This is a genomic window from Paenibacillus brevis (assembly GCF_018919145.1).
GTDB classification, from domain to species: domain Bacteria; phylum Bacillota; class Bacilli; order Paenibacillales; family Paenibacillaceae; genus Fontibacillus; species Fontibacillus brevis.
This window is the reverse complement of sequence record NZ_JAHLQJ010000016.1, coordinates 1-25477: the sequence shown is the minus strand read 5'-3', so window position 1 is coordinate 25477 and position 25477 is coordinate 1. Positions and strand designations below refer to the sequence as shown.

The window sequence follows — 25477 nt, the reverse complement described above, 5'->3', positions numbered from 1 at the left end:
GGATTGATTTATAGCAAGTATGGAGAAAAAATGCTTTGTTTGCTAAGCTATAAGGCATTTGAGGTAAGAAATAATCGCAATAGAAAAGCTGAAATTTGCGGCAAAAAACAAACAAAGGAGTATGGCAACTATGGGGAAGATCAGAATAGGGTTTATTGGCGTTGGCGACATGGGATCACATCACTGCATGGGGTTTGACCGGCTGGAAGATTGTGAGGTGCGGTACATATGCGATATGAACGAGGCAAATGTAGCCCGAACACTAAAGGAACTGCGTAATAGCAATCCGACCATCTGCTCCGACTATCATGAACTGCTGGGCAAGGAAGATCTGGATGCTGTCGTCATCAGCGTACCGAACTATATGCACCGGCAGATCGCGGTCGCCTTCCTGGAAGACGGAAAGCATGTGTTCCTGGAGAAGCCGATTGCCCATACGCTGGAAGATTGCGATGCCATCATTTCAGCGGCAGAGAAGCATGAGCGGGTGTTGCAAATCGGGTTAGTCTATCGTTACTCCAATCTGTACCGGAGAATGGCGCATGAGATTGGAGAGAACCGGCTAGGCGAGGTGAAAATGATGTGGTGCAAGGAATTCCGTGATTCATTCCCACCAGCGGATTGGTTCTACGACAAGTCCAAATCGGGCGGTTCGATTGTAGAGAAGGATTGCCATCACTTCGATATCTTCAACTGGATGATCGGGGCTAACCCGGTTCGGGTATTCGCTTCCGGCGGGCAACACATGATCAAGCAAGGACAGAAAAACCTGATTCAAAATTCATACAGCCATTATCCGGCAAAATACATCGACAACCCTACGATTGTCGACCATGCCTTCATCACGATTGACTATGATAACGGCAGCAAGGCGAACCTGGGCCTCTGCCTGTACCTCAAGCCACGGAATTTATCCGATGACGGCTTGGAATTCGGCCTGATTGGCAGCAATGGGGCACAGATGCTGGCTAGGAATGATAAGACTATCGACATTACAGGCGGAGTGGATTACAGCCGCGATCATCTCGAAGTGGACGTGACTTCGGATTCCATCGAAGGCGGACACACGGGGGGACAAGCGCAGCGTATCGATTTTCTGGAATGTATCCGTACGGGCAAGCAGCCGTTTGCCAGCGCCCAGGTAGGCCGAAATGCTTTGCTAATCGCCTTGGCAGCAGAGAAATCAATCGTTGAGGAACGTTATGTGTATGTACAGGAACTCCAAGACCATGGGGTGGTGTGATGAGTACTTCGAGTAGGAAAGATACGCTGGGCTTTTTTCTATTCATTTTGCCTTGGATGATCGGTTTCTGCGTCTTCTTCCTGGTTCCATTCGGTACTTCGATCTTCTATGCCTTCACGGATGCGAAGCTGCCAGGTTCGACCGATTATCAATTCGTTGGCATCAGTAACTTTATAGAGATGCTGAAAAGTCCGATTTTTACCAAGAGTGTATTTAACACGATGTACTTCGTACTGCTCGGAGTACCAATCGTGACCGCAGGCATGCTGCTGCTGGCCACACTGTTGAATTTCAAGGTGAAGGGCATCGCTTTGTACCGAACCTTCTATTACCTGCCTACACTAGTACCTATCGTCGCTACGGTCATTATATGGAGATTGGTGTTCAATGCAGAGTTCGGGATATTGAATGCGGCCCTCAGTCTGTTTGGTGCCGACAAGATCGATTGGCTCGGCGGGGAGCATACCATTAAGCCGGTCATCATCCTGCTTCAGGTGTGGATTTCCGGTAGTGGGGTACTGATCTTCCTGGCTGCCCTGAAGAATGTCCCGCGCCACCTGTACGAAGCGGCGGAAATTGATGGAGCAAGCATGATTCGGCGCTTCTTCTCCATTACACTCCCGATGATCAGCTCATCCATCCTGTTTGTCGTCATTATACAAACGATGTACAACTTTCAGATGTTCACGGAGGCGATGCTGCTATCCAAGGGCGGACCCAACTATGCTTCCTATACCTTTGTCTATAACATTTATAAATCGGCCTTTACCGATTTGAAATTCAGTATGGCCATGGCTCAATCGATCTTCCTGTTTGTGCTCATTGCCCTGGTGACCACGACGCTTATGAAATTATCCAATCGGTATGTTTATAATGAATCCGGAAATTAGGGGGGCACAGCGATGACTGAAGGACGAAAAAGCAGTCTTTCCGTGACGATAACCAAATACTTCTTGCTTACAGTGACATTGCTATTGTTTGTCGGGCCGCTGGTGTGGCTTCTTTCCACGATGATGAAGACCAAGGCGGAGACCTACAAGGTACCTCCGGCTATATTTCCCGAGCAGCTTACGTTTGAGGCGTTTGAACGATTGTTCGCCGTACAGCCGCTGATGTGGCGCTGGATTCAGAACTCATTTACCATCTCCATTATTGTGGTGATTGGCGTAGTTCTCTCCAGTTCCATCGTTGCCTATGGGTTTGCGCGGTTCAAGACCAAGTACAAAGACAAGCTGTTTTCAATCGTGCTTGTCACCTTGATGATTCCGCCATCCATTATGATGATTCCATCCTATGTCTTGTACACGAAGCTCGGATGGGTAGATACCTGGCTTCCCCTGATCGTCCCGGCCTGGCTTGGAAGCGCATACTATATCTTCTTGTTCCGTCAGTTCTTCATGAGCATTCCGATGGAGCTGGACGAGGCGACTTATCTGGATGGAGGCAACCGCTGGACGGTCTACACGAGGGTCATCATGCCGTTGTCAAAGCCGATTATTATCACGACCGTTATTTTGTCCTTTGTTAATTCATGGCTTGATTTTCTGGGGCCTTTCCTGTACCTCAAGGACAATTTGAAGTTTACGCTTAGCGTAGGGCTGCAATTGCTCATAGGTCAGACCAGTCAGGACTTCCCGGCACTGGCGGCCGGAGCGTTCATCAGTATCATCCCGATTGGCCTGCTCTATTTCTTCGGTCAACGCTACATTGTTGAGGGGGTGGTGCTGACAGGAACGAAGGGATAACTCGGCTAAATCGTTGGTGTTTTGTTGTTTCCATACTATCCATAGGGGGAATTTTGCATGAAAACGAAGCGTAAATGGCTATTGGGGAGTTTAAGCCTGATTTTGACTTTGGTTCTTAGCCTGACCGGCTGTTCCCAAGCAACAAATAAACCTGCGGCAGAGCCGAATGATTCCGCCGGAAGTGGCGCTAATACGGCTGAACCTGTGAGCATTACTTATTCCCAGTGGGGAACCGCTGAGGAACTGCAACGGGTGCAAGAATTACTGGATCAATTCATGGATGCCAATCCCGACATTGAGGTGAAGCTGGAAGGCAAGGATTGGGGCAGTTACTGGGACGGTCTGACAGCCAATGCGGCTGGCGGCACCCTTCCTGATGTGTTCAAGACAAGTTATGCGTACATTGAGAAATATGCTGAACTGGGTATTTATAAAGAGCTTGATACCTTGCTTGCAGACGGCGGATTTAATTTGGACAACATCGATGACAGTCTGCTTGGCCTGCATCAATATCAAGATAAACAGGTATCACTGCCGATTGACGGAAATGTCATCGTCTGGTACTACAATAAGGGCCTCTTCAATGATGCCGAGCGGAATCCTAAAAATGCGCCTACACCATCGTTGGAACCCACTTGGGATGAAATCATCGAGATTGCTACGAAGATGACGATCGATAAGAACGGCAAGAGTGCGGACGAAGAAGGCTTCGATGCCAAAAATATCGTTCAGTGGGGAATGTCCATCTCGCCAGGCTCTTCCATGGACTGGTTCCTTGAACCGGAGCTATGGTCGAATGGAGCTAAATTAATGAATGAGGATGGATCGTTGGCTCTGGATACTCCGGAGGCCAAGGAAGTCATGGAATTATTCATTGATGTGACTAAGAATAAGAAAATCAACACGACTCCGGCCCAGATTGAGGGACTTGGAGGCCAGGTCAACCTGAGCATTACGACAGGCAAGGTAGCGATGAACCCGGGCGGCAACTGGAATACGACGAACTATCAAGAGGCGGGCATTGATTATGGCGTGACTTATTTGCCTAAATTCAAAACCACTCAAACCGTTGTCCAACCAGCTGGTGTCGCGATTAGTGCCAGTACGAAGCATGAAGAGGCAGCCTATAAACTGCTCTCTTGGCTGGCTGGTCCGGAAGGGCAAATTGCTTTGGCCAAACAAGGATATTCTTTGCCAGCCAATAAAGAAGCTGCAGATACTTATGTAGAAACAGCAGGGGAAGCCAACCAAATCTTCCTTGATGCGCAGAAGTTCGGCATTATTTCGCCATTTACCGTGAAGAAAACGGATCTCGTATGGACTTATGGCGAGCAAACGTTGAAGCTCCCGCTGTCAGGCGAAGGCGATCTTGATGCAGCTATTTCGGAGCTGGCTGCGCAAATAAAATAGAAATTTAAAAGTGCGGTGAACAATAAGGGCCTACGACCGATAGGGGCTTACACTCGCTGTTAAACCCGTATTCTTGGATTCGATTAAACCTCACAAGGTTAAAATCCGGGTTTAAAGGCGACCGCTTCCGCTGTTTCAGCTCCATATCGGCCTTCCGGCAAAACTGTTCACCACACTTTTAAAAGTCATCAACAGAAAACAATATACAAACGCCATCAGGCCATGTCGGAAGGGGGAGCCCTAGACATGGTCTGTTCCTTATCCGAGGCAATCTTGACATACGATGATAAGAAATGTAGAATAAATTTGCCGCAATTTTTCTCTTTTTTTGAGTTCTATATTAGAAATATATATACATTATTGCGACGGGATTGCAGAGAGGAATAGGAAAAAGATGGCGACACTAAAAGATATTGCTGAACAAGTGGGAGTGTCAATCTCAACGGTATCAAGAGTCATGAAGAATGATGGCAACCGATCTGTCAGCGAAGAGACGCGGCGCAAAATTTGGGAAACCGCCGAGCAAATTGGTTATAATACGCGGCGAGCCAACAAAGCCAAGAGGCAGGCACCCAAGCTGAGCTATCGTGTAGGCTGTATAGTGGCAATGCCTCAAAATAAGTACAATAATCCTTATTTCTCCGTTATTCTGGAGGGGATCGAGAAGGAGCTTGCCGCATCCGGGATGAGGCTGGAGTTCGTGCATAGCTTGGAGAAGCAAGGTGATCTTCAGCAGCTACAGGCTTTGGTGAAGGAGCACCGCCCGGACGGTGTTCTGATTGTTGAACGCATCGAATACGAGGCCTACAAGTGGCTTCGGGAGAACGTAGGCGTCATCGTCGGCATCGATCTGGCGGACAAGGAGATTCCTACGGTTCGTTATGACCGGACATCGGCAGCCAAGGAAGCGGTGCAGTATCTCATTGCCAAGGGACACCGGCAAATCGCATATATCGGCGGTGCAGAACTGGACGGGCACTTCCGGAGCGAGAAGCGGTTCCTCGGTTACCAAAGCGCGATGCAAGAGGCCGGGCTGACGATCAATGACGACTGGGTCATCGATGTGAAGTGGGATGTGGCGTTAAGCTACGAGCTGACCAAGCAAGCGTTCGAGAACCACGGGAACTGGCCGACAGCTATCTTCTCGGCAAGTGATATGATGGCGATTGCTGCGATGAGAGCGGCAACGGAGCGCGGACTCAGGATCCCTGAGGATATCGCCTTCTTCGGTGTAGATAATATTGAAATCTCCGAGTTTACTTCGCCGCCTTTGTCTACCATTCATGTTCCCAAGCTGGAAATGGGCATGTTCGCGGTGAAGATGCTGTTGGATTATTTAGAGAATCGATATGCGATTCCGGTCAAGCTGATGATTCCCTATAAAATCATGCTCCGTCACTCCTCGGGCAGCGAATAAAGCTGCCTGGAGGAGTTTTTTTATTACAAAATACTGGCCAGCTTGCGGTAGGCGCGGGGCGATATCCCCTCGTTGATCCGGAATAATCGGCTGAAATGATGAATATCCGGATAGCCTACCCGGGCGCCCACTTCCTCGATCGTCCACTCCGTATCCCGAAGCAGCTTGCACGCCTCGCGATGCCGAATCCCCCTGACGAATTCTCCGGGAGGAATTCCTACCACCTGCCGGAACAGCTTAGCGGCATGGTCGATGCTCATTTGCAATTCGGCAGCGATCCGCCGATTGGACCAATCCTCGGCCGGAGCTGCATCGATCCGCTCCGTCAGCCGCTCGATCCGTTCGCCATGCTCTGAAATGCCCGCAATCCGCCGGGTCATTTGCGAGCGAAGCAGGCGCGCAAGTATTTCCAGCATTAATCCCTTGCACACCAATTCATAACCCAGATCCCGTCTGGAGAATTCATGAATAAGCTGTTCCATAAATTGCACGCACTCCAGGGACGGGGTATAGAGCGGATCGGTGGAGAAGGCCGGACCTCCCCCGATGATCGGCTCAGCAGCCAGTTTGTCCCAGACCAATTCATCCTCCCCGACAACCAAATCTTCTTCTCTGCGAATCATCAGCTCGCCAAAAAAATCAAAATGAATGCCCATCAGTTTCGTTTCCGGCCCAGCCACGATTTCATTCTGGTGATATACCCCGGGGGACAGGAAGATGAGCTGTCCCGCAGACAGCACATAACGTTGTCCATGCATGGCTGTTGCCAGTTCTCCTTGGGCTACATAGAGAAGTTCAAAATCATAGAGCCTTCTCATCGGAAAATGGCACGGAGCAAGCGTTTGGAACTGGGCATAATGGATGCCTGGCGACCAGTCGGCAAAGGGGGCGTGTTGCGTCTTGACAGCTGATACGTATTCCTCGCTCATCGGGTGGTTCCTCCTTATCCGCATTTTTCTACTTCCATTAATATTATCACGGAAAAATACAAAAATTATCTTTTTGCGCTAAATAATTATTTTCATAAAGTCAATATAATTAAAGGTGTAGACCAAGAATATCAATTTTTAATACTGATGTAACTCTCCAACGGAAAAATGCAAATAGGGGGTGGTTGTAACGGTTTTGCAGGTGGGCATCAACGTACCAATATACTTGTGCAAGCAGCTTGTGACGGACCAGTCTGCGAGTATCCCTTGGGATCAGATCGCGCCTGTTCTGCTTGTGGATACGGTAACGGGCAGTTTGGTCAAGGAGCCAACAGAGGTACGTGCTTGTTGGACAACTGAGGCATGGCACATTCAATTCCGGTGCAAGGATTCATATGCGATATCCCATTATGAGAATCGGGACGACCCGCTGTATGAGCAGGATGTCGTGGAAGTGTTCATTGACATGGTCGGCGAAGGCGGGCGTTACATCGAAATCGAGGTCAGTCCGTTCAATGTCATCTTCGATGCCTGGATTGAACGGGGTGAGGATGGAAGAACTGAGGCAGATACCTCCTGGAACATGGAGCAACTTGAGACGAGCGTCGTTCTCGAGGAGTCCTATGGACGAATCTATGAATTGCGGCTGCCTTGGGGAGACTCCGCTCCAGCGCCGGTGGAGGGGACGGAGTGGCGCGTGAACTTCTATCGCATTGACGAACAGCCAGACGGAACAAGAGAGTATCAGGCGTGGGGGCCGACGGGAGAGGTTAACTTTCACATCCCCTCGTATTTTGGCCGGATGCAGTTTGTGATCTAACATACCATTCATATAAATTTAGAAAACGGAGGACTTATGATGAAGAAGGGTATTAATATTTGGTCTTTCCCTGAAGGAACAACCATTGAGGAAAGCATTCGTGTAGCTAAGGCGGCTGGATTCGAAGGGATCGAGCTATCCCTGAATGAAGACGGTGAGCTTGGACTGAAAACAACGGACAAAGAGGTCAATCAAATCCGCCGTCAATTGGAGGAGGAGGGACTAGAAATCTGCGGTCTGGCTACCGGCTTGTATTGGTCCTATTCCATGACCGGCGAGCAGGAGTCCAATCGGATCAAAGCGACCGATATTTGCAAGAAGCAGCTGGAGCTGGCGGCAGCGCTGGGTGTGGATGCGATTCTGGTCATTCCGGGAGCGGTTGGCGTCGACTTTATCCCTGGCTCCGAGGTTGTCCCTTATGATAAAGCTTATGACCGTGCGCTGGAAGCGATCACTAAGCTGGCCATAGAAGCGGAAAAGGTGGGCGTCTCCATCGGGATCGAGAATGTATGGAATAAATTCCTGTTATCTCCGCTGGAAATGCGCAGCTTCCTGGATGCTGTGAATTCGCCTTATGTAGGCTCCTATCTGGATATCGGTAATGTGCTGTACTCGGGTTATCCGGAGCATTGGGTCCGGATTCTTGGCTCGCGTATCAAGAAGGTACACTTCAAGGATTACCGTCGTGAAGCAGGCGGACTGCATGGGTTTGTGGACCTGCTGGCCGGCAACGTGGACTACCCTGCTGTCGTCGCTGCCCTCCAGGAGGTAGGCTATAACAATTATGTTACGGCTGAAATGATCCCGCATTATGCGCATCATGCACATCAGATTATTTACAATACATCGGCGGCCATGGACGCGATTCTGGGAAGGTAGTTCAAAAAGTCATCTTTTGATCACGAAGTGGCTCAGGAAGCAAATTCGGCGTCGAATCTTGAATTCAACCGGGACTTCCGTTGCTCACGTAGATCTGTCTACGCTCCGCTACTCAGTCCCTGGCTTCATCCAAGCTTCTCGGTGCTGAAAACCTGATTTTTTGAACACTCACTATTTTTATTTCAAGGAGGAAGCAATATGTTGAAGATTGGATTGGTTGGCTTCGGCTTTATGGGCCGTATGCATTTCGATAATTATGTACGGCTGATGAATGAAGGACAGCAGATTGAACTGGTGGCTATCTGTGACTTGATTATTGACGAATTGAAGGACAGCAAAGCGGGCGGGAATATGTCCACGGGCCAGGAGGTGTATGATCTGTCCGCCTACCGGTTATATGATGACATCGAGAAGATGGTTGCAGCAGAGGAACTGGATATGATCGACCTTGCTGTTCCGACCTATATCCATGCGGAGATGGCGTGTTCCTTGCTGGAGCGCGGCTACCATGTGTTCTGCGAGAAGCCGATGGCCCGTCATTCCGCCGATGCGCGCAAGATGGCCGAAACGGCCCGCAAGCATGACAGAAAGCTGATGATCGGACAATGTCTGCGTTTCTGGCCGGGCTATGAATATTTGAAAGCAACGATTGAGGAGGAACGCTTTGGCAAGGTGACAGCTGGCTATTTCTATCGCGGCTCGGAGGCGCCGAAGAACTGGTTCCTGGACGAAAGCTTAAGCGGCGGCGCCTTGCTGGATATGCATATCCATGATTCCGATATGATTCAGTGGCTGTTCGGAACACCTGAGAAGGTATCTACCATCGGCCGCAACGTGATTCCGGGCAGCGGCTATGACATTGCTTCCACGCATTATGCCTATCCGGACGGCAAGGTAATTAACTCGCAGGTGGACTGGACGCTGGAAGGGGATCATGGATTTTACATGGGCTACCGGGTTAACTTCGAACGGGGCAATATCGTATTCGACGGCGGCACGGTAACGGTTAATCCTAACGATCAGCCGGGCTTCAAGGCGGAGCTGCTTGCGGAAGACGGATATTACCGGGAGCTGAAGCATTTCATTGGAGCTATTGAGAACCATGCAGACATCGTGATTTGTACGCCGGAGAGTGCGGCTGATTCGGTAGCGCTGGTGGAAGGGGAAAAGCAATCGGCCGAGGCTGGAGGAGCCTGGATTAGTCTGTAATGTAGACATACGACAAGCTGAGGTCATAATACAAGACTTCTGCAATCGCTTATTGACCGCGCCTATTTGTTAGAGGGCGCGGTTTTCCGCATTGCTTAGGAAGCCAGTGTCGACCATCACTGCAGGGCAAGCCGATACGGTTCAATAAACAAATTTGCAATGAAAAACCAGGCGGGTGCGGGAATGAGTATCGCTTGTTGGCAAGCTTTTTGTTATATTATTTTTCACCGCGGTTTGTGGTTTTGTATTTCTTTCCTTTGTTGTCATAGGTAATCCACTCCCCGACAGGCTCGCCCTTATCGAAATGCCCGGAACGCTTTAGGGTTCCATCCGGGCGGTACCATTCCCAGTAGCCATCAGGAGTTTCTCCCGACATTTTCCCTTTTGACCACATGGTTTTTCCGTTTGCGTGATACTTGATGGTCCAACCGTCTATGATTTCCATTTTCTTATCTCGGATACCGTTCGATTGGATCAAGTCGCATTTTTCATCATCCATTTCTTTTCCCTCCCCGTTAATGGTATAGATACTAAGCGTGAACCATCAATTTAACGGTTTTGGCAACGGAGGCCCTGATCTCCTCCAGGTTCTTCGTAACCTCGGGGTTTTGCGTCGGACCAAAAGGATTTTTCTCCGTCCAGGCGGTTGCGAGCGTCATGATGGACGTGAGAAGAATGTGCGGTGGGAAAGCCGATCCCACGCGTCCCGCGCTCTGCGCATCGCGAATTTCTTGCAGCTTTTGTTCATGGATCGCGCTTCGTTCCGGGCGATTGAATGACTTATCCTCCAGATCCGACCACATCAACAGCCGAATGAGGTGGGGATTCTCCATGGCAAAATCAAACACCCGTACGGCATAGTCCGGGAGGTCGTCCGGTGTGAACGAAATAGCATCAAAGGCACGGTCTAGGTATTTTTGCAAAACCGTTGTGAAGAGTGTTTCTTTATTCTCAAAATAGACATAGATTAGATTTTTATTAAAACCCGCATTTTTGGCGATGCGCTCGACCCGTGCTCCGGCAATGCCAAAGGCGGAGAACTCTTCGAGAGCGGCGTTCAAAATTGATTGCCGCGTCGTATCGGCATTTCGCATGTTTAATCATCCTTCTTTTAAATTGGGGGTAAGCTTATTCCAGAATAGTATATCATTTGACTAATCGGTTAGAAAGATTTATATTTGACTAACCGGTTAGTTAAATAACTGATCAAAATCTCTATACATTAAATGAAAGGGTGATGAATCATGTTGAAGCGGATATTAGGGAAAGACGGGTTAGAGGTTTCGGCGCTTGGGCTCGGGTGTATGGGCATGAGCATGGGGTATGGTCCTTCATCGGATCAGGCAGAGATGATCTCGCTGATTCACCAGGCATTCGACCGGGGCATAACGTTTTTTGACACCGCTGAATTATACGGTCCTTATACCAATGAAGAGTTGGTGGGTAAGGCGCTCGCCCCGCTCAAAGGGAAGGTCACGATTGCTACCAAATTTGGCCTAATGTCGGATAATGGCAAACCGGTGCTGAACAGCAGGCCCGAGAAGATCAGAGAATCGGTGGAAGGTTCACTTCGGCGTCTGAAGGTCGAAACAATTGATTTGTACTATCAACACCGTGTTGATCCGCTCGTTCCTATAGAAGAAGTAGCCGGGGTCATTCAGGACCTCATTCGGCAGGGCAAGATCAGACATTGGGGGCTCTCGGAAGCGGATGTGGGCACAATTCGCCTCGCCCATGCGGTTCAACCCCTTGCCGCAGTTCAAAGCGAATATTCAATGATGTGGCGAAGCCCGGAGGAAGAATTGCTCCCTGCGCTTGAGGAACTGGGTATTGGTTTCGTTCCTTTCAGTCCGCTGGGCAAAGGCTTTTTGACCGGTACAATCGATAAAAATACCCAATTTGACAAAGCAGACAATCGGACCGTCTCTCCCCGGTTTAACACAGAGAACATGGAAGTCAATCAAGTTCTGGTCGACCTGATTCGTAAGATAGCCGCTGAGAAACAGGTGACTCCGGCCCAAATCGCGCTTTCCTGGGTGCTTGCCCAACGGCCATGGATTGTTCCAATTCCAGGGACAAGAAAATTGACGCGTTTGGAGGAAAACCTTGGAGCTGCTGATATAGAGCTTACCCCGGGAGAACTGAGCAACTTGGAGAGTGCGCTGTCCACAATTGAAATCTCCGGGGATCGATATCCGGTGCAGGTGTCCAGCAAGCTGGGGAAATAAAAGAGCCAGAAACGGGACTATCCGTCTTTTGCTGGATATACCGAAATCCCTTGGAAATGGAGGAATACAGATCTGGGTATTGTTGCTATACTGATAGAGCAATTTATGAGTAAGCGAGCAGAGAGGAGCAACATTTATGGAAGTAACTGCTCAGGAAGTAGCAGAATGGATGGTCAAGGAAATCAGGTTCAGAGGGTCGCTATACCAGACCGATGCGATTGATTATGTGAAGACTCGTTTCGGCGAACAATTCGTATTCGTGAATGAGATTGGAAATGCCTCGCTGTCCAAAGAGGTGAAGAAGGCTTTTCGCAAGCTCCACGGAGGCAGAATTGCTTGGGACCGCGACGGATTTTTTTGGGCTTGGACCTGAAATAAACAGCTTGAGAAACCAGCACATAGCGTCACTCACTTTCCACGGATGCATATGATGATTATGCCTATTCATTGAAAGGAGCGATCACATATGGGATTTTTTCCAGCGCCGGGAACCGGCGGAGGATTTCCAGGATTCCCGGGCGGACCTGGCGGACCGGGCGGGCCAGGGGGATTTCCTGGGGGTGCACCGGGAGGCGTTCAAGCGCCGACGGCTCCTCCTCCGCAATTCGTGCCGCAAATGTCGGCTACTGCATTTGCCGTCGACCCCGGTGCGATCAGAGGCTGCCTGTTCCGCAACACATACATTTGGCTGAACAATGGCGAGCAATTCTGGTTCTTCCCGGTATTCATCGGACCTAATTCCGTTGCAGGGTTCAGATGGTTCGGGTTCTTCTGGGGGTACTTCGGCATTGATCTGAATCGGATTAGCTCGTTCACATGCTTCTAAGACAGACAGCCAAAGAGGACAGCCGCAGGCTGTTCTTTTTGATGGGGATAATATCAGCACATTTTAAAAAATGAGACCATCTAGAACGTTGAATTCATAACGCTTTAGGTGGTTCTGTTGTTTATGATTATAGAATAAGGGAATCACAACAACTATCAAACGAATGTAGATATTCCTATCTATAATGTAAGTAGGAGTGGTGTAAATGAATGATTATATACAGTCCATGATTGAATGGGTCGAAGAACATTTGACAGGCACATTTTCACTAGATGCATTAGCAAAATATATAGGTTATTCTCCTTATTATTGTTCTTTTAAATTCCATCAAGCAACAGGCATAAGTATTCGCAGATATGTTTTACTTAGAAAGCTTTATTTGTCGATAGAGGATTTAGCAAACGGGCGGAAGGTGATTGATATTGCGATTCATTATGGTTATTCCTCGCAAGAAGCGTATAGCAGGGCATTCAAATCCGTATTTGGAGTCAGCCCTGGCGAATTGCAAATCAATCAAAAACCGGTTCAATCTTATGCGAAGCTGATATTAATTCGAGAAGGAGATGTACATAACATGAACTTCAAAGAAGAGGTAACCCAATTGCAAAGTCGCAAGGCAGAGTTATTTGATGCGGATGTTTTAAACATTTTAAATGGACAGAGCCTGTACGATGAATTTCATTCGAATAAAATCATGGGGAACTCGGATTATGTTCCATTCAATGAAGCCATGTGTGTGCATCCGGCTTCAAAGCCCATATTCGATGATCGATTTATTCAGCTTCGTGCAGATGGGCACCAAAGCTCAGTAGAAAGCTACAAGAAGATAGTCATAAAGCCATTAGAACCTTTATTTCAAAATCACTATAATTACATCGTTTTATGGTTTGGAGAAGATGTGTTTTGCCAAATGAATCTTCTGACCGTACTGGCTTATCTGGAGCAGTCTAACTATAAGGGGAAGGTGTTTTTAAATAGCTTTCGGGATGATGAATTTAAAGTCAATCAAACGGAGCTTTTTTTAGGCAGTTATCTAAATGTATATGAAGAAGTGCTTCTGCATCAACAGAAGCCATCGATAGAATTATTGCCGGTCATGTATCAAGCTATTGAATTGCATTTAAGTATGCTGGCTGAAGATAACAGTGTAACGAAATATATTAAGGACCATGCCCATCTTTCCCAGACGGAATTGGTGAGACAACTCATTTCTGTATTTCCGACCCTTGGATATGGGGATCTGCAATATATTGAAATCATCAGGCAAGTTCGTAAAGCTTAAAATTCAATCCTCAGTGAGCAAAGCGCTTAAGCTCCATATATGTTCAACGTTTTCCACTGACTATAGGTACGGAGTAGTGTGTTTCAGCGGTTTTTTCGTGATATTCAGAAACGTGTTCAGAATTGGATTAGGGGCAATTGACTTCATCCGCTCTCCATGATATATTGTGCATACACAACATACACAGTTTTAGAAGGAGGTATGACATGCTCGCTATAGACATTCGAAATTTGAATAAGAAATATCCGAATTTTCAGTTAAAGGATATATCGTTTCAACTAGAAAAGGGCTATATTATGGGGTTTATCGGTGCCAATGGCGCAGGGAAGACGACCACGATCAAATCGATCCTGAATATGATTCATATCGATAGCGGAGAAGTGCGTATTTTGGGCAAGGATATCGGCGAATACGAAACTGAATTGAAGCAGGACATCGGATGCGCTTTTGGCGGCGTTGATTTCTACACCCGCAGCAAGTTAAGAACATTGACCGAGGTCATTAAGAAGTTCTACAAGAACTGGGATACTGACACCTATTACAACTATCTGAGAAGATTCAAATTGGATGAGAACAAGAAAGTAGCTGAATTGTCGGCAGGAATGAGAGTAAAATACAATCTGGCTCTTGCCTTATCGCATGGGGCGAAGCTCCTCATTCTTGATGAGCCGACAAGCGGGCTCGATCCGGCGGCAAGAGACGACCTGTTGGATATTTTTCAAGAGCTCGTCATTGATGGTGAAATCAGCATTCTTTTCTCTACTCACATTACATCGGACCTGGAAAAATGCGCGGATTTTATTACCTTTATTGACAATGGGCAAATCGTCGCCAGTTCAGAGAAAAATGAACTCTTGGAGTCCTATCGCTTACTGAGCGGCAGCGAAAGCCAGCTGAACCAAGTCAAAGATAAGATGATCTCCTACAAAGTGAACTCATTCGGTTTTACCGGATTGATCCCTTCCGGAGACTTTGATTCCTCATCCGATATTAGAGCAGCTACGCCGAGCCTTGAGGAGATCATGATCTATTTCGCGAAAAAGGAGGATATGTATGTATAACCTGGTGATGAAGGATTTGAAATTAGCAATCAGTCCATTTTTTCTGATCCTCCCCGTTCTTTTAGGCGCCTTAATGCTAATTCCAGGCTGGATCTATTTCCTGGTCATTCTCTATTTTTGCTGGATCACGGTACCTATTATGTTCGGACAATTTAGAGCACAGAAAGATTTGTTATTTACCTCGATGATGCCCATCACCAAAAAAGATATCGTGAAAGCAAGGGTGATCGTTATGATCATTCTGGAATTATTGCATGTCGGTGCGGCTATGATCTTTGGTGTGATCAATATTTACTTATATCCGGATCCGTCCCCTTATTTCTTCGGACCGTACATGGGTTTTTGGGGCCTGTGTTTGATCATGCTTGCGATCTTTAACGTGATCTTCATCCCCATGTACTACAAGACAGCGTATAATTTCGGTTGGGCAGCGCTTGTATCCATTCCGGCCGCTATGCTGTTTGCCGGAGTTGCTCAATGGATCTCAATCTCCAGTCCGATGGCATCCGATATTTTCATCGGTTCCGGGGTCCATAATACAGGACTTCAAATATCTATTCTTGCCGCGGGCATCATGATCTTTGTTGCATTGAACATGATCGCCTATCGGATTGCGGTTAAGCGATTCCTCAAAGTGGAGATTTTGTGAAATGAACGTATCGATCTCGAATACATCGGAAAAACCGATTTATCAGCAGCTTTTCGAACAGATTAGCGCCCAAATCCTGAAAGGGGAACTCGAAGGCGGCTATTGTTTACCGCCGATTCGGCAGGCAGCCCAAGAGCTTCGTGTTAGTGTCATTACCGTAAAGAAAGCTTGGGAAGAACTCGAACGAAGCGGACTGATCAATACCGTCACGGGTAAAGGCTGTTTTGTAGCCGAATTCACTTCCGATGAGATACTGCAAATCCGCAACGACATGGTTTTGAGCCAAATGAAAATCGATACCTCCTACTACAAATCCTTTGGTCTTACCCTGGATGAGGTAATCGAGCTGCTGAGAAAGAATTATTAATGCTATGCTCCATAGCCGTAACAGCCTGGGCTCTTGGAGGATTCGATTATCGACATATGCATGAGCGTGAGAGGGTTCTGAGGTAAGCAAATTACATGTATGTAGTTCCAAAGAGGGTGTCTCAAAGTCCTGAAAAGACGGAGAGGCCCCCTCTTTTTCCATGATGAACTAAATCTGCTTCCAGAATTCAGGTAAAAAGGAGGTGGTCGTAGGGCAAACGAACACTATAATGGAAATAAGATACAAGTGGTACAAGCTAGCCTAGCATTCGGACAACATCACAGCGGAAAAAGCTCTGCCATATCCACTATAGGAAGAGGGCAAGCCAATTCAAGAAACCAAGAGACAAAGGCGCTGACGGTAGAGATTGCCGATGCGGCGGAGTAAGACAAAAGGAGGTTTGCGAATGCGCAAGATATGGAAAAGAAGAATTCTGATCAATAATCCTGCCACAGTGGACCGGGTACAGATCAAGCAAGATTTGCGCGACGGAAACCAAGTCATTGTCCAGTTCACTCATCCGGACTTCTATGGCTCCATTTTGGAGGAAGTGGATGAGCTGTGCGCGCTTTTGGATGAAAACTTCGGAGTGCGGTTCTATGGCCATTATTCCCTCTCGTTCGACGGCCGTACGCTCCTGAGAATTCCCCATGTCAAAAGGCTGCATCTCGATAGTCTTGTGCAGGCGCATCACACCGAAACGTTGGACGTACTGGAACACTTATGCAGTTTGCATCTGGGTATATATGAGTTAGAGAACACGGATATTTTGGGATTTGACTCGCTGCGTTCTTTAAAGGATTTGGTGGTTATTTCTGATAAAAGGGTGCTCAACCTGGAGTATTTCAAAGCGTTCTCCCAACTGGAACATTTGCATGTCGGGGGCAAGGTGAAAAACCTGGATGCGATAGGCAATCTGAAAGATTTGAATTACCTCGCGCTGCATTCGATCAGCAAATTGCCGTTACATTTTGTAAACCGGTTGAAGAAGTTAAAGCAGCTTCGTATTCTGCTTGGAGGTAGAGAGCATATCCAGGAAATCGAAGAGAATGAATTCGACCACTTGGAGATTTGCAGGATCCGCGGTTTTCATGACCTGAGCAATATTACGAATTTCCGGGCGCTGACAAGCCTGGTCATCGAGGATCAAGCTCAGTTACGGGAAATTAGCTTCGATCGGCGGATGGAGGCGTTGGAGGAGATCACCATCTCGAATTGCAAAGGTTTGACTCGTTTGTCGGGATTAGAGCAACTGCCCTCACTGCGTAAGCTGCGCATATCCAGAACGGCTGTCGATTTTGATTCTTTTATCCGGCAAAAGCTTCCGACGGCATTATCCGAAGTGGAATTCATGACCTCCAAAAGCAAAGCGGATCAGGAAGTACAAGCTTCCCTATTAAAGCTGGGCTTTCAAAAATGGAGCATCTGAATCAAGGATACAAGAAAGGGTGATAGAGTGCCAAATCCAAATGATAATCATGCCAGCTCATCAGCATTAATCAGCGCACCCGGTCGTTATCCCATCGACCTCACGGGCCCCCAAAGCCATACGCTCGTCATTCAGCCCGGTGTAGGCAGCCTATCCATCGGACCGCCGCACTTGGGAAAAAAGGCGGACCTTCACGTCCCTTCCGATGCCTGCATCGACTGGACCGTATTCGATGTCTTTAGCACACCGGCAGGTTCGCCTTGGCCGCGGTTTCTACACTATACAGGCAGTGACGCAGGGTTTATGGAGTGGGCCAAGACACGCCCCATCGAAGAGATGACTTGGGCTCCGGTCCTGTCTGCGGATACAGCGGCGGATGCCAGCGAGTCCATTTTGCATAGCTTACATATCGAGTTAGGGCCGTCCGGGGAGCGCCTGAGCTTGAAGCTCCCGAAGAGTTCCTTCCGCCTGAGCGTGTCCGGCGATCTATCCCGCTTCACGTCCACTGGCGGCATTCCGTCTTTTCTGGCCCTGGCGCCGAGCACGGGCCGCCGAAAGAATGATCCGCCTTTCAGGCTGCCCGATCTGGGCGAATTGCATCAGGTGACGAGCTTGACGCTGCAAAACACTCCGCTGGGACAGCCCATCTCGCTGGACTGCTTGGATCGGTTTCCCAATCTGAACTCCCTGAGCTTGTGGGGGAACTTCTGCGATCTGGACCTGTCGGCAGGTCATGCCGGGTTAACGAATCTGGAGCTGCGCTTCATGCCGGATCTGGAGGGCTTGCCGTCCTTGGACGCGTGGCCGTCACTGGACAGATTTATCGCTTACAATGTGGAAGAGAGCGCGGGCAAACGCCTTAAGCAGCAAATGAAAGCACGCGACCAGGTCCGTCCATGGACGGGTCATCATTCTGTGAGCCAATTGAGGAAGCCGGAGTGGTGGACGACCGAATATGGCCGCCCGTTCTCGTCCTGGCCTAAACGTCTCGCCAAGCTGGCTAACGAAGCTTACGACATTACCCAGGCAGCATTGGCTCAGGCCCGCAGCTTTGCCGATGCCGAAGCAGCAATTACGGCTTTCGCCGCGCGCTTTAATTCCCTCAAAGGCATCGAAACGACCGAGAGAGAAGACCTTGGCGAAGCAGTATGGCAGCTCAGCCAATCCGAGCATCGGATCGGCAAGCCTATCCCGGAGGAGCTGGCTCAAGGCTGGTTCGATGCCGCGCGCGATTATTGATTAAAACAACGGTATCCTAACCTTTTTTACTTTTCACAGGACCTTGATTGGGGTGATAGACCGATACGATTGAGATGAAAGTAGGCGCCGTCAGAAGCTGCTGCGTCTATCAACGGATATCGGCAATTACCCCGATCTGCAACTGGTTTGGAATCCGGAGAACAAAGGCCGGATCGGTTGCTATGATGTAGAGCATCAGACTTATGCGGATTTATGCAGCTTTACCGAGTTTCTCGCGCAGCCTGAAATGCACCTCATCAAGTTTATTGAAGGCTCTTATATGACTGGAGTGAATGACTAAGTGTTGAGTGTAGCCCCCAGTAGGGGCTTTTTTAGCATATTGACAACTCCGATCCCCATCCCTATAATACATAGTAAAATACTAGGAATTATTATTAGTTGAGGTTATGGCTCTTTTGTTTAACTAAAACTTAAGGAGTGATTAACATGGCTGATGTACATACTTTCAAAGCAACGGCACATTTGCAAAAAGGAGTTCAAGTTAAAACTACCTCCAGAAATTTCGAGATCACCATTGATGAGCCGAAGAGCTTAGGCGGAACCGACACCGGAATGAATCCGGTCGAAGTGCTTCTTGCCTCGTTAGGGGCATGCCAGTCTATTGTGGCAAGGGTTTATGCTCCCAAATTTGGCGTAAAGCTTGATGACTTCCGTGTGGAGGTTGAAGGGGACGTTGACCTCGACGGTTTCTTTGACAGATCTTCCGTCCGTCCAGGTTACTCTGATATTCGCTATACATTCCGGATTCAAACCGATTCACCCAAAGAGAAGGTAGAAGAATTTGTACACTTTTTGGAGAGCAAGTGCCCTGTTGGAGATACCATTGCAAATCCGGTAAATCTCAAATTGGAGAACATTATTATAGAGAAGTCAGTAGAGGCATAAGTCCCGAATCAGAGGAAGAGAGCAGCATGCGGAGGTAATCACGCGTGCTGCTCTTTTTGCATGAAGGTCTTCAACATGCAGGAAAGGATGGAATGTTTCTCGAAAAGGATTCTATCCGGTTCGAAGCTTTCGATTTGCTAGGAGCCTGAGCTGATGACGATACTGACTTTTTCGTGCAGAAAATGCACGGCATTCATTTCTTATCTGCCATAAAGTTGATTTTGAAGGGAGGGAACACGATGGATTGGTTGGACAGGATGAATAACGCCATGGAATATATCGAGACAAATCTGGCGGACAATATCTCATATGATCAAATCGCGCAGATCGCCTGTTGCTCTACTTATCATTTTCAGAGGATGTTTCCGTTTATTACGGGAGTATCGTTATCCGAGTACATTCGGCGCCGGCGGTTGACCTTGGCGGCTTTTGAACTGCAGACGACAGATGCCAAGGTGATTGATGTGGCTATGAAATATGGATATGATTCGCCGGAGGCATTCTCACGGGCGTTTAAGAATCTTCATGGGATCATACCGGTATCGGCGCGCGATAAAGGGGTTTCTCTTAAGGCCTATCCTCGAATGTCCTTTCATATTTCAATAAAGGGAGATGTCGAAATGAATTATCGCATGGAACAAAGAGGGCCTTTTGAGATGTTTGGAGTGTACGGCCTTATCAATTCAAACAGACAGACCGCATTTGCCGAAGTTCCAGAATTCCGGAAAAAGTGTGATGATGACGGCAGTGTGGATCTAATGAACGAAATGCTGGGACGGTTTGGCGACACCATGCTGCACGCTGCCTTATATGATGATAATGGAGAATCTTTTAAATATATGATTTGTTATCATTTGCCTAAGGGGCTTGAAATTCCGGAGAGGTTTACAAAGCTCTCTGTCCCGGCATTAACATGGGCTATCTTCCCGGAACCGCAATGTGATTTGCAAAAGCTGTGGGATCGGATCTATTCCGAATGGTTTCCGACATCCGAATACGAGCAGGTAGAAGGCCCCAGCTTCGAAATGTACTATGGACTAGCCGGGTATGAAGCAGGGGAGATATGGATACCGGTTAGGAAAAAATAATTATTACCTCCCGTTTGTCATCGATGCATTTTTGAAGGCTGCCGAAGACGGAGAGCTTGCTGTCTAGCATTATATGCACAAAGGGCCTTCCAGAAGTCAGCCTTCACTAGCTTTTTGGACGGGCCCTTGTACGTACTGGTTTATGTATTTTCATGATGATTCCTAACACCTTAACCTTATTGCTTGTCGGCGGGAAGCCACAATTCCATATAGCTTGCTTCCGGAGTGCAATCGTAATAGAGCTCTGGCGCATACAGCATGTTGACCATGCCGTGCTTTTTCAGCCACAGTTCGCTGTAGTTGAGCGCTTTGTTGAGCGCGGAGGTGACTAACTCCTCGAAGTTTTCCGCCTCGAAGCCGAAAACAACATATTCCCGGGCCGGGAGCTGCCACACTTTGAACTCCCGGGGGTCTGCATCCGGCAGTGCTTCCGCTCCGGCAAAATAGGTGAAGCTGCCCTTAGGCGCATCGCCCAAAAAGGCTACTCCCAGCTCCCGGCTTCTGGGAGGCCGGCTTATGCTGCCCTTGCGCTCGTGGAATTGCCTCCATACCTCCCCAGGAACGTCCACTCCGGTAGCTTCTCCAATTGGCATTTGACCATCGATAGGAACATAATCGCTCAAGCCAATAAATAGGATAGGCTGCTCCAACGTTCTCCGGTTAATTTCCAGCACCAGACCATCGCTGATCAGCGGCACTCCTTCATCGATCAGTGTGTAGCCCAGACTCAAGTCCGGTTTGGTGAACTGGTTCAGCCTTACCGGGTACTCCCGGTACCGCTCCGGCGTAATGCCGTAGGCCTCTTTGAAGGCCCGGGTAAAGCCCTCATGGCTGCCGAAGCCCCACTCCAAAGCTACATCCAGAATCCGGTTTTCTTTGCATCCCAGCGCTTCGCAAGCATTGGCCAGGCGGCGGTAGCGGATGTATTCCCGGACAGGCTTCTTCACTAGCCGGGAAAACAACCTTTGGTAATAAAACGGGGACAAAGCGGCTATGGCGGCCAACTCATCGATTTCTTGGCTTTCGCTGATGTGGTCCTCTATATAATCCAACGTTTTTTGTATGGCTTCCCATGCGTGCATATACGATGCACCTCCTTTGTTTTCAAGCATACCACGGGTGCAGAAGAGCGGGTTTGACGGCTTCTGCTCTTTTTTCGGACATGATTGGCTCGTCCGCGTGCTTCTGACTAGGCAGACAGTGGGGAGAGAACGGCTTGCGGGCTGTTCTCTTTGTTGTGCGTGTAACAAATCCCCTGAAACGATCGTTAGAAGAATGGGCATGCTCTAAATTTGGCTTTTCAAGTCTGCTCCAGAGTCCAATAAAAAGTCGATTCTTCCTGGAGGAATCTTTGTTTATTTGAATCCTGCTCTCCTGTAAGGTGCCGGTTAGGAATTTGCTTGATCATACTATCTTGGGAATAAGCCGATCTATATCTATTCATACCTTGGGAGAGTGCAAAGCAAGAGAGCATATATTAACGATGATCTCAAGCCGGGAGATAAAGGAGTACACGATGACTGCACAACAGCGTAAGATTATTTTGACCATAACCGTAACCTATACCCTTCTGATTCTTTACTTTATGTTGCTCGCATTCGGCAGAGCAGATGATGCTCGTCGAGGGACTGGCTACACCTTCATTTTTATGCCGGAGGATTTTTTTAGGCTGCCAGGTCTGTCCGACCTTCTGCACCCTACTCTGATGGATGTTGTGTCATTTGGAAACGTCGCTGCTTTCATCCCGTTTGGCATATTGATTCCATGGTTATATCCGAGGACCGGTTTTATGCGGTTCATGGCCTTGTTCGTCCTGTCCATTCTTGTGGCGGAGACGGTTCAGGCACTGACTTTGCTCGGCAGCTTCGATATGAACGACGTTATTCAGAATTCCGTCGGTGCAGCCATAGGATTCGGGGCTTACAAGCTCGGTTTCCGTACCCGGCATGTCTGGAGGAATATAACGGTTGCGGGACTTTCTGCGATGGTCCTTATGATCGTGGTGTGGGGGACCTTCGGGCTTGTCGATAAGATGTTTGCCAAGGAAATGGGCCCTTTCGTGGCGTTAAACGATTTGAGGGACAGCACCGGAAATCCGTCGGCGGGAACCGGACGATACAACTTTATAATCGGCGGGGAACACATCGAGCCCCAATATAACGTGTATCGCGCAGAAGGCAACGATAGTGAGACGTACACTTATCAGTTAGGCAATAAGGAGCTTTATCTCTATTTTAATTATGGAGTTCCCGACGAAGAGGACGTTCATGGGAGTCTGAGCGTTGTCGTTGACGGAGAAGAGCTTCTGTCCGCATCTGCAGGAGATCAACGTCATGAGCTGGATATGTCCTCCATCTACCTCGAACGGGGCCATGAGCTTACCATCCTAATTAAGGGAAATGTAAAGCTATGGGATGCGGGATTTAGGGAGATGTCCTATTCCTGGAACCGGGGAGAGGAATCATAACATTTGCGGACTTGTTGAAAGAGCCATGTAGATAATTGCAGTTGCGAAGAAAGGCCATCCTTTGCGGGATGGCCTTTACACTTGTTGTTTCAAACAGCATGGTGATTTGTATTGCCTGTAATAGGGCGTTACTTTTGAAAATCCTAACCCCTGTTTTTCTCCATCCACGCGGCTGCCCAGTCCACCAACTGCGGTTGGTCCAGAAACCGGACTTCGGCGTTTCCGACTTTATGAATCTTGATGTTCATTTCTTTATCATATTCTTCTCCCAGGCGGATAAAGTCTTCATCGTCCACAGCTTGGGTTTCATAGGTTGCCCACTTGCGCGTTCCGTTCTCCATAATTGCGCTGCTTTCATGGACAAACTTCTTGGAAGGAAAGTCAGCTTTAGTTTCGGCCAGGTGCAGCGAAGTGTTTTTATCATAGCCGACGCCGATCAGGAGGACGTACCCGTGTAGGCGGTATAATTTATCCAACGGGGAATCCTTTCCGAAAATGTTGCATAAATCATGGTTCTGAGTCAAATACTCCGCATGCTTGCCTACTGCGGCGACCGACCTTTGGGCTCCCGGCCACTTTCGGAACACTTCAGCCACGACGCCCATGCCGATCGCGGGAGTTATTTCCTTATCGTAGGGCGGCCAGTTCTCCCGGATGATCGGCCACCATTCCATGGGCACATCGCCATGTACTCCTGTGGAAGGGTCGAGATTCTTCCAGGTTTGGGAGGGCATCATCAAAGTCCCTTCTTCACCGACAATTTCGAGAAGGGATCGAATCAAGGCCCTGTATTGCGCGCTTTCCCCGAGATGCCACGTAACAGTTCCTTCGATTGATTTTCTATACTATATCAGCAATATTCCTTGGCAACAATAGCTTTATTAGCTTATGCCGACCGTGAGAACATTTACAGAATTCAGGTAGCAATCGGCAGGGCGTTAGAGTCAGCTTAAAGCGGATTCTTTTTTTATGTATTTGTGAAATGTGACGGGAAACACAATTGATATGGAGATGTTCTTTAGAATAATAGACAGAAAACAAGTTGGGGGTGATATCAAGTGGCAAATATCCGCATAGAAAAGAATGAACTGCTGCTCGAGGCAGGCCTTGAGGATATTGAGACGATCGTTAAGGAAGCTGTAAAAAACATCGATCAATATAAAGAGGAAATTGCCGTCATCTATGACAAAATGCCGAAATTCGAGTATAAGTACTTTTGCTTCTATGCCTATTCAACATATCGTTTATTGGAAAAGGCACTTAACTTTTCTTGTGATGAGGTCGGCCATTTCAGATTAGTTGCGCCAGAACCATTTTATTATGCTTTCTTCGGTATAATCTCAACACTTTATCACGAACATTGTGAAAAATAAGACTTTTCAGGAGGAATTAACAATGGAAAATTTCAAAGCTACAGTCGTTGCACCCGAGTACCCGCCGCAAATCAAACACAAGGTTATTTTCGAAACCTTTGATACATTGAACCCTGGAGAAGATATGCTGTTGATTAATGACCATGATCCGAAGCCGTTATTTTTCCAATTTCAAATTGAACGGCCGAATAAGTTCACTTGGGAATACCTTGAGCAAGGACCGGAAACCTTCCGTGTAAAAATCGGACGTGTCTAAAGAATCGCTTGTTGTAAGATGGCAACCCGTTTGTCATGTTCCTCATGGATATCGAAGGGTTTTTATAGTATCGAACAACAATCATCAGGTACAGTATGTAGTTGTGTTATCCTTCATGGGATATGAGGATGTGTACAACATCAAACAGATGGTGCAGCCACATGAGATTCAGGATCCTTCCCTGTTATGGGGGCTTTCCATAGTAAAGTCTCTTATTGATACGGAGGCCATCGAATCAGAGGATGGATATGTAAGTGTGCGGCCCAGACCGATGCAGCCAGAGGGGCTCTTGCCTATCGACGCATTTTTGAAGGCTGCCGAAGACGGAGAGCTTGCTATCTAGCCATTCTATAGACCAGATTCAAAAAGGAGAGGCCAATGGGCCAATGTCATTAAGTTAGGGTGCTGGTTCAAAAAATCAAGAAAAAGAGCAGGTTATCGAAAGATAGCCCGCTCTTTTTTTGCGACAAAAAGAAAAAAGACTTGACAAGCAGTTGGAAGTGTGTGGCGAAGCCCCTTGAAAAACGAGGAGGCTCTGCCCATGAATGCGTACGCGAATTCGCTAAAAGATACGCTGACATCTCTCATACGAGAAATGTCAGCCTCACCAGCACCTTATGTAAAAAATCCTGAAACAGACTTTACCCGCAAGAA

At 48.0% G+C, this 25477-nt stretch carries 28 protein-coding genes and 1 pseudogene; 24 read left to right on the top strand and 5 right to left on the bottom strand.

Going from position 1 to position 25477, the window contains the following annotated elements; all coding sequences use genetic code 11:
- Positions 1-130 precede the first annotated feature (130 nt).
- The 5 genes from KQJ23_RS17620 (at position 131) to KQJ23_RS17600 (ending at position 5815) form a co-directional block, all read left to right on the top strand.
- Positions 131-1243 carry a Gfo/Idh/MocA family protein gene (locus KQJ23_RS17620; protein WP_216480232.1) on the top strand — a complete coding sequence of 371 codons (1113 nt, stop codon included), beginning with the start codon at positions 131-133 and terminating at the stop codon, positions 1241-1243.
- Positions 1243-2133, top strand: a complete 891-nt coding sequence (locus KQJ23_RS17615; protein ID WP_216480231.1) for a carbohydrate ABC transporter permease — start codon at positions 1243-1245, stop codon at positions 2131-2133. The genes KQJ23_RS17620 and KQJ23_RS17615 overlap by 1 nt, the downstream gene beginning before the upstream one ends.
- Positions 2134-2145: 12 nt before the next feature.
- Positions 2146-2988 (top strand): carbohydrate ABC transporter permease, encoded by an 843-nt coding sequence (locus KQJ23_RS17610; RefSeq protein ID WP_216480230.1) that lies wholly within the window; start codon positions 2146-2148, stop codon positions 2986-2988.
- Positions 2989-3045: 57 nt separating this feature from the next.
- The gene (locus KQJ23_RS17605) at positions 3046-4398 is read left to right on the top strand and encodes an ABC transporter substrate-binding protein (RefSeq protein ID WP_216480229.1); all 1353 of its coding nucleotides are present in this window, start codon (positions 3046-3048) and stop codon (positions 4396-4398) included.
- A gap of 394 nt (positions 4399-4792) precedes the next feature.
- Positions 4793-5815 carry a LacI family DNA-binding transcriptional regulator gene (locus KQJ23_RS17600; protein ID WP_216480228.1) on the top strand — a complete coding sequence of 341 codons (1023 nt, stop codon included), beginning with the start codon at positions 4793-4795 and terminating at the stop codon, positions 5813-5815.
- Between the two features lie 23 nt (positions 5816-5838).
- Here KQJ23_RS17600 and KQJ23_RS17595 read toward each other — a convergent pair whose 3' ends face one another.
- Complete coding sequence (locus KQJ23_RS17595; protein ID WP_216480227.1) at positions 5839-6744, bottom strand: AraC family transcriptional regulator; 906 nt, start codon at positions 6742-6744, stop codon at positions 5839-5841.
- A gap of 226 nt (positions 6745-6970) precedes the next feature.
- Here KQJ23_RS17595 and KQJ23_RS17590 point away from each other — a divergent pair, with 226 nt between their 5' ends.
- The 3 genes from KQJ23_RS17590 to KQJ23_RS17580 all read left to right on the top strand — a co-directional run bounded on the left by KQJ23_RS17590 (position 6971) and on the right by KQJ23_RS17580 (position 9652).
- Positions 6971-7564: a carbohydrate-binding family 9-like protein gene (locus KQJ23_RS17590; protein WP_249529868.1), complete on the top strand. Its 594-nt coding sequence runs from the start codon at positions 6971-6973 to the stop codon at positions 7562-7564.
- A 39-nt stretch (positions 7565-7603) separates the two neighbouring features.
- Positions 7604-8443, top strand: a complete 840-nt coding sequence (locus tag KQJ23_RS17585) for a sugar phosphate isomerase/epimerase family protein (protein ID WP_216480226.1) — start codon at positions 7604-7606, stop codon at positions 8441-8443.
- Positions 8444-8641: 198 nt separating this feature from the next.
- A complete protein-coding gene (locus tag KQJ23_RS17580) occupies positions 8642-9652 on the top strand; it encodes a Gfo/Idh/MocA family protein (RefSeq protein WP_216480225.1) in 1011 nt (336 codons plus the stop codon).
- Positions 9653-9869: 217 nt separating this feature from the next.
- On the opposite strand, the gene KQJ23_RS17575 is transcribed toward KQJ23_RS17580, so the two are convergent.
- Positions 9870-10151 (bottom strand): toxin-antitoxin system YwqK family antitoxin, encoded by a 282-nt coding sequence (locus KQJ23_RS17575; RefSeq protein ID WP_216480224.1) that lies wholly within the window; start codon positions 10149-10151, stop codon positions 9870-9872.
- 31 nt (positions 10152-10182) lie between these two features.
- Complete coding sequence (locus tag KQJ23_RS17570) at positions 10183-10746, bottom strand: TetR family transcriptional regulator (protein ID WP_216480223.1); 564 nt, start codon at positions 10744-10746, stop codon at positions 10183-10185.
- Positions 10747-10896: 150 nt separating this feature from the next.
- On the opposite strand from KQJ23_RS17570, the gene KQJ23_RS17565 reads away from it, so the two are divergent.
- From KQJ23_RS17565 to KQJ23_RS17515, 12 genes and pseudogenes are all read left to right on the top strand, one after another.
- Positions 10897-11880, top strand: a complete 984-nt coding sequence (locus KQJ23_RS17565; protein WP_216480222.1) for an aldo/keto reductase — start codon at positions 10897-10899, stop codon at positions 11878-11880.
- A 136-nt stretch (positions 11881-12016) separates the two neighbouring features.
- The gene (locus KQJ23_RS17560; RefSeq protein ID WP_216480221.1) at positions 12017-12253 is read left to right on the top strand and encodes a DUF6953 family protein; all 237 of its coding nucleotides are present in this window, start codon (positions 12017-12019) and stop codon (positions 12251-12253) included.
- Positions 12254-12346: 93 nt separating this feature from the next.
- Positions 12347-12706 carry a collagen-like protein gene (locus KQJ23_RS17555; RefSeq protein ID WP_216480220.1) on the top strand — a complete coding sequence of 120 codons (360 nt, stop codon included), beginning with the start codon at positions 12347-12349 and terminating at the stop codon, positions 12704-12706.
- 205 nt (positions 12707-12911) lie between these two features.
- A complete protein-coding gene (locus tag KQJ23_RS17550; protein WP_216480219.1) occupies positions 12912-13988 on the top strand; it encodes a helix-turn-helix transcriptional regulator in 1077 nt (358 codons plus the stop codon).
- A 206-nt stretch (positions 13989-14194) separates the two neighbouring features.
- Positions 14195-15049, top strand: a complete 855-nt coding sequence (locus tag KQJ23_RS17545; RefSeq protein ID WP_216480218.1) for an ABC transporter ATP-binding protein — start codon at positions 14195-14197, stop codon at positions 15047-15049.
- The gene (locus KQJ23_RS17540; RefSeq protein ID WP_216480217.1) at positions 15042-15698 is read left to right on the top strand and encodes an ABC-2 transporter permease; all 657 of its coding nucleotides are present in this window, start codon (positions 15042-15044) and stop codon (positions 15696-15698) included. Before KQJ23_RS17545 ends, KQJ23_RS17540 begins: the two co-directional genes overlap by 8 nt.
- Position 15699: 1 nt before the next feature.
- A complete protein-coding gene (locus KQJ23_RS17535; protein ID WP_216480216.1) occupies positions 15700-16065 on the top strand; it encodes a GntR family transcriptional regulator in 366 nt (121 codons plus the stop codon).
- A 406-nt stretch (positions 16066-16471) separates the two neighbouring features.
- Positions 16472-17494, top strand: a complete 1023-nt coding sequence (locus KQJ23_RS17530) for a leucine-rich repeat domain-containing protein (RefSeq protein WP_216480215.1) — start codon at positions 16472-16474, stop codon at positions 17492-17494.
- 27 nt (positions 17495-17521) lie between these two features.
- Positions 17522-18733 (top strand): hypothetical protein, encoded by a 1212-nt coding sequence (locus KQJ23_RS17525; protein WP_216480214.1) that lies wholly within the window; start codon positions 17522-17524, stop codon positions 18731-18733.
- A gap of 59 nt (positions 18734-18792) precedes the next feature.
- Positions 18793-19034: pseudogene (locus tag KQJ23_RS23825) on the top strand (ankyrin repeat domain-containing protein); the annotation flags it as partial.
- Between the two features lie 146 nt (positions 19035-19180).
- Positions 19181-19639, top strand: a complete 459-nt coding sequence (locus KQJ23_RS17520) for an OsmC family protein (RefSeq protein ID WP_216480213.1) — start codon at positions 19181-19183, stop codon at positions 19637-19639.
- A gap of 239 nt (positions 19640-19878) precedes the next feature.
- Positions 19879-20727 (top strand): AraC family transcriptional regulator, encoded by an 849-nt coding sequence (locus KQJ23_RS17515; RefSeq protein ID WP_216480212.1) that lies wholly within the window; start codon positions 19879-19881, stop codon positions 20725-20727.
- Between the two features lie 176 nt (positions 20728-20903).
- On the opposite strand, the gene KQJ23_RS17510 is transcribed toward KQJ23_RS17515, so the two are convergent.
- Positions 20904-21809 (bottom strand): AraC family transcriptional regulator, encoded by a 906-nt coding sequence (locus KQJ23_RS17510; protein WP_216480211.1) that lies wholly within the window; start codon positions 21807-21809, stop codon positions 20904-20906.
- 434 nt (positions 21810-22243) lie between these two features.
- Here KQJ23_RS17510 and KQJ23_RS17505 point away from each other — a divergent pair, with 434 nt between their 5' ends.
- Entirely contained in the window at positions 22244-23194 is a 951-nt protein-coding gene (locus KQJ23_RS17505) for a VanZ family protein (protein WP_216480210.1), read from the top strand.
- A 143-nt stretch (positions 23195-23337) separates the two neighbouring features.
- Here the strand turns inward: KQJ23_RS17505 and KQJ23_RS17500 are convergent, their stop codons facing one another.
- Positions 23338-23976 carry an AAC(3) family N-acetyltransferase gene (locus KQJ23_RS17500; RefSeq protein WP_283571202.1) on the bottom strand — a complete coding sequence of 213 codons (639 nt, stop codon included), beginning with the start codon at positions 23974-23976 and terminating at the stop codon, positions 23338-23340.
- Positions 23977-24252: 276 nt separating this feature from the next.
- Here KQJ23_RS17500 and KQJ23_RS17495 point away from each other — a divergent pair, with 276 nt between their 5' ends.
- The 3 genes from KQJ23_RS17495 to KQJ23_RS17485 all read left to right on the top strand — a co-directional run bounded on the left by KQJ23_RS17495 (position 24253) and on the right by KQJ23_RS17485 (position 25166).
- The gene (locus tag KQJ23_RS17495) at positions 24253-24567 is read left to right on the top strand and encodes a hypothetical protein (protein ID WP_216480209.1); all 315 of its coding nucleotides are present in this window, start codon (positions 24253-24255) and stop codon (positions 24565-24567) included.
- Positions 24568-24589: 22 nt separating this feature from the next.
- On the top strand, positions 24590-24823 hold the full coding sequence (locus KQJ23_RS17490) for a DUF2249 domain-containing protein (protein WP_216480208.1): 234 nt from the start codon (positions 24590-24592) through the stop codon (positions 24821-24823).
- A gap of 130 nt (positions 24824-24953) precedes the next feature.
- Positions 24954-25166, top strand: a complete 213-nt coding sequence (locus KQJ23_RS17485) for a hypothetical protein (RefSeq protein ID WP_216480207.1) — start codon at positions 24954-24956, stop codon at positions 25164-25166.
- Positions 25167-25477 lie beyond the last annotated feature (311 nt).

Coding starts and splice junctions, on each gene's coding strand:
- KQJ23_RS17490 (WP_216480208.1), top strand. CDS start 24,590: ATGGAAAATTTCAAAGCTACAGTCGTTGCACCCGAGTACCCGCCGCAA.
- KQJ23_RS17555 (WP_216480220.1), top strand. CDS start 12,347: ATGGGATTTTTTCCAGCGCCGGGAACCGGCGGAGGATTTCCAGGATTC.
- KQJ23_RS17575 (WP_216480224.1), bottom strand. CDS start 10,151: ATGGATGATGAAAAATGCGACTTGATCCAATCGAACGGTATCCGAGAT.
- KQJ23_RS17615 (WP_216480231.1), top strand. CDS start 1,243: ATGAGTACTTCGAGTAGGAAAGATACGCTGGGCTTTTTTCTATTCATT.
- KQJ23_RS17540 (WP_216480217.1), top strand. CDS start 15,042: ATGTATAACCTGGTGATGAAGGATTTGAAATTAGCAATCAGTCCATTT.
- KQJ23_RS17600 (WP_216480228.1), top strand. CDS start 4,793: ATGGCGACACTAAAAGATATTGCTGAACAAGTGGGAGTGTCAATCTCA.
- KQJ23_RS17545 (WP_216480218.1), top strand. CDS start 14,195: ATGCTCGCTATAGACATTCGAAATTTGAATAAGAAATATCCGAATTTT.
- KQJ23_RS17550 (WP_216480219.1), top strand. CDS start 12,912: ATGAATGATTATATACAGTCCATGATTGAATGGGTCGAAGAACATTTG.
- KQJ23_RS17610 (WP_216480230.1), top strand. CDS start 2,146: ATGACTGAAGGACGAAAAAGCAGTCTTTCCGTGACGATAACCAAATAC.
- KQJ23_RS17570 (WP_216480223.1), bottom strand. CDS start 10,746: ATGCGAAATGCCGATACGACGCGGCAATCAATTTTGAACGCCGCTCTC.
- KQJ23_RS17565 (WP_216480222.1), top strand. CDS start 10,897: ATGTTGAAGCGGATATTAGGGAAAGACGGGTTAGAGGTTTCGGCGCTT.
- KQJ23_RS17520 (WP_216480213.1), top strand. CDS start 19,181: ATGGCTGATGTACATACTTTCAAAGCAACGGCACATTTGCAAAAAGGA.
- KQJ23_RS17595 (WP_216480227.1), bottom strand. CDS start 6,744: ATGAGCGAGGAATACGTATCAGCTGTCAAGACGCAACACGCCCCCTTT.
- KQJ23_RS17530 (WP_216480215.1), top strand. CDS start 16,472: ATGCGCAAGATATGGAAAAGAAGAATTCTGATCAATAATCCTGCCACA.
- KQJ23_RS17580 (WP_216480225.1), top strand. CDS start 8,642: ATGTTGAAGATTGGATTGGTTGGCTTCGGCTTTATGGGCCGTATGCAT.
- KQJ23_RS17535 (WP_216480216.1), top strand. CDS start 15,700: ATGAACGTATCGATCTCGAATACATCGGAAAAACCGATTTATCAGCAG.
- KQJ23_RS17505 (WP_216480210.1), top strand. CDS start 22,244: ATGACTGCACAACAGCGTAAGATTATTTTGACCATAACCGTAACCTAT.
- KQJ23_RS17560 (WP_216480221.1), top strand. CDS start 12,017: ATGGAAGTAACTGCTCAGGAAGTAGCAGAATGGATGGTCAAGGAAATC.
- KQJ23_RS17510 (WP_216480211.1), bottom strand. CDS start 21,809: ATGCACGCATGGGAAGCCATACAAAAAACGTTGGATTATATAGAGGAC.
- KQJ23_RS17620 (WP_216480232.1), top strand. CDS start 131: ATGGGGAAGATCAGAATAGGGTTTATTGGCGTTGGCGACATGGGATCA.
- KQJ23_RS17605 (WP_216480229.1), top strand. CDS start 3,046: ATGAAAACGAAGCGTAAATGGCTATTGGGGAGTTTAAGCCTGATTTTG.
- KQJ23_RS17585 (WP_216480226.1), top strand. CDS start 7,604: ATGAAGAAGGGTATTAATATTTGGTCTTTCCCTGAAGGAACAACCATT.
- KQJ23_RS17515 (WP_216480212.1), top strand. CDS start 19,879: ATGGATTGGTTGGACAGGATGAATAACGCCATGGAATATATCGAGACA.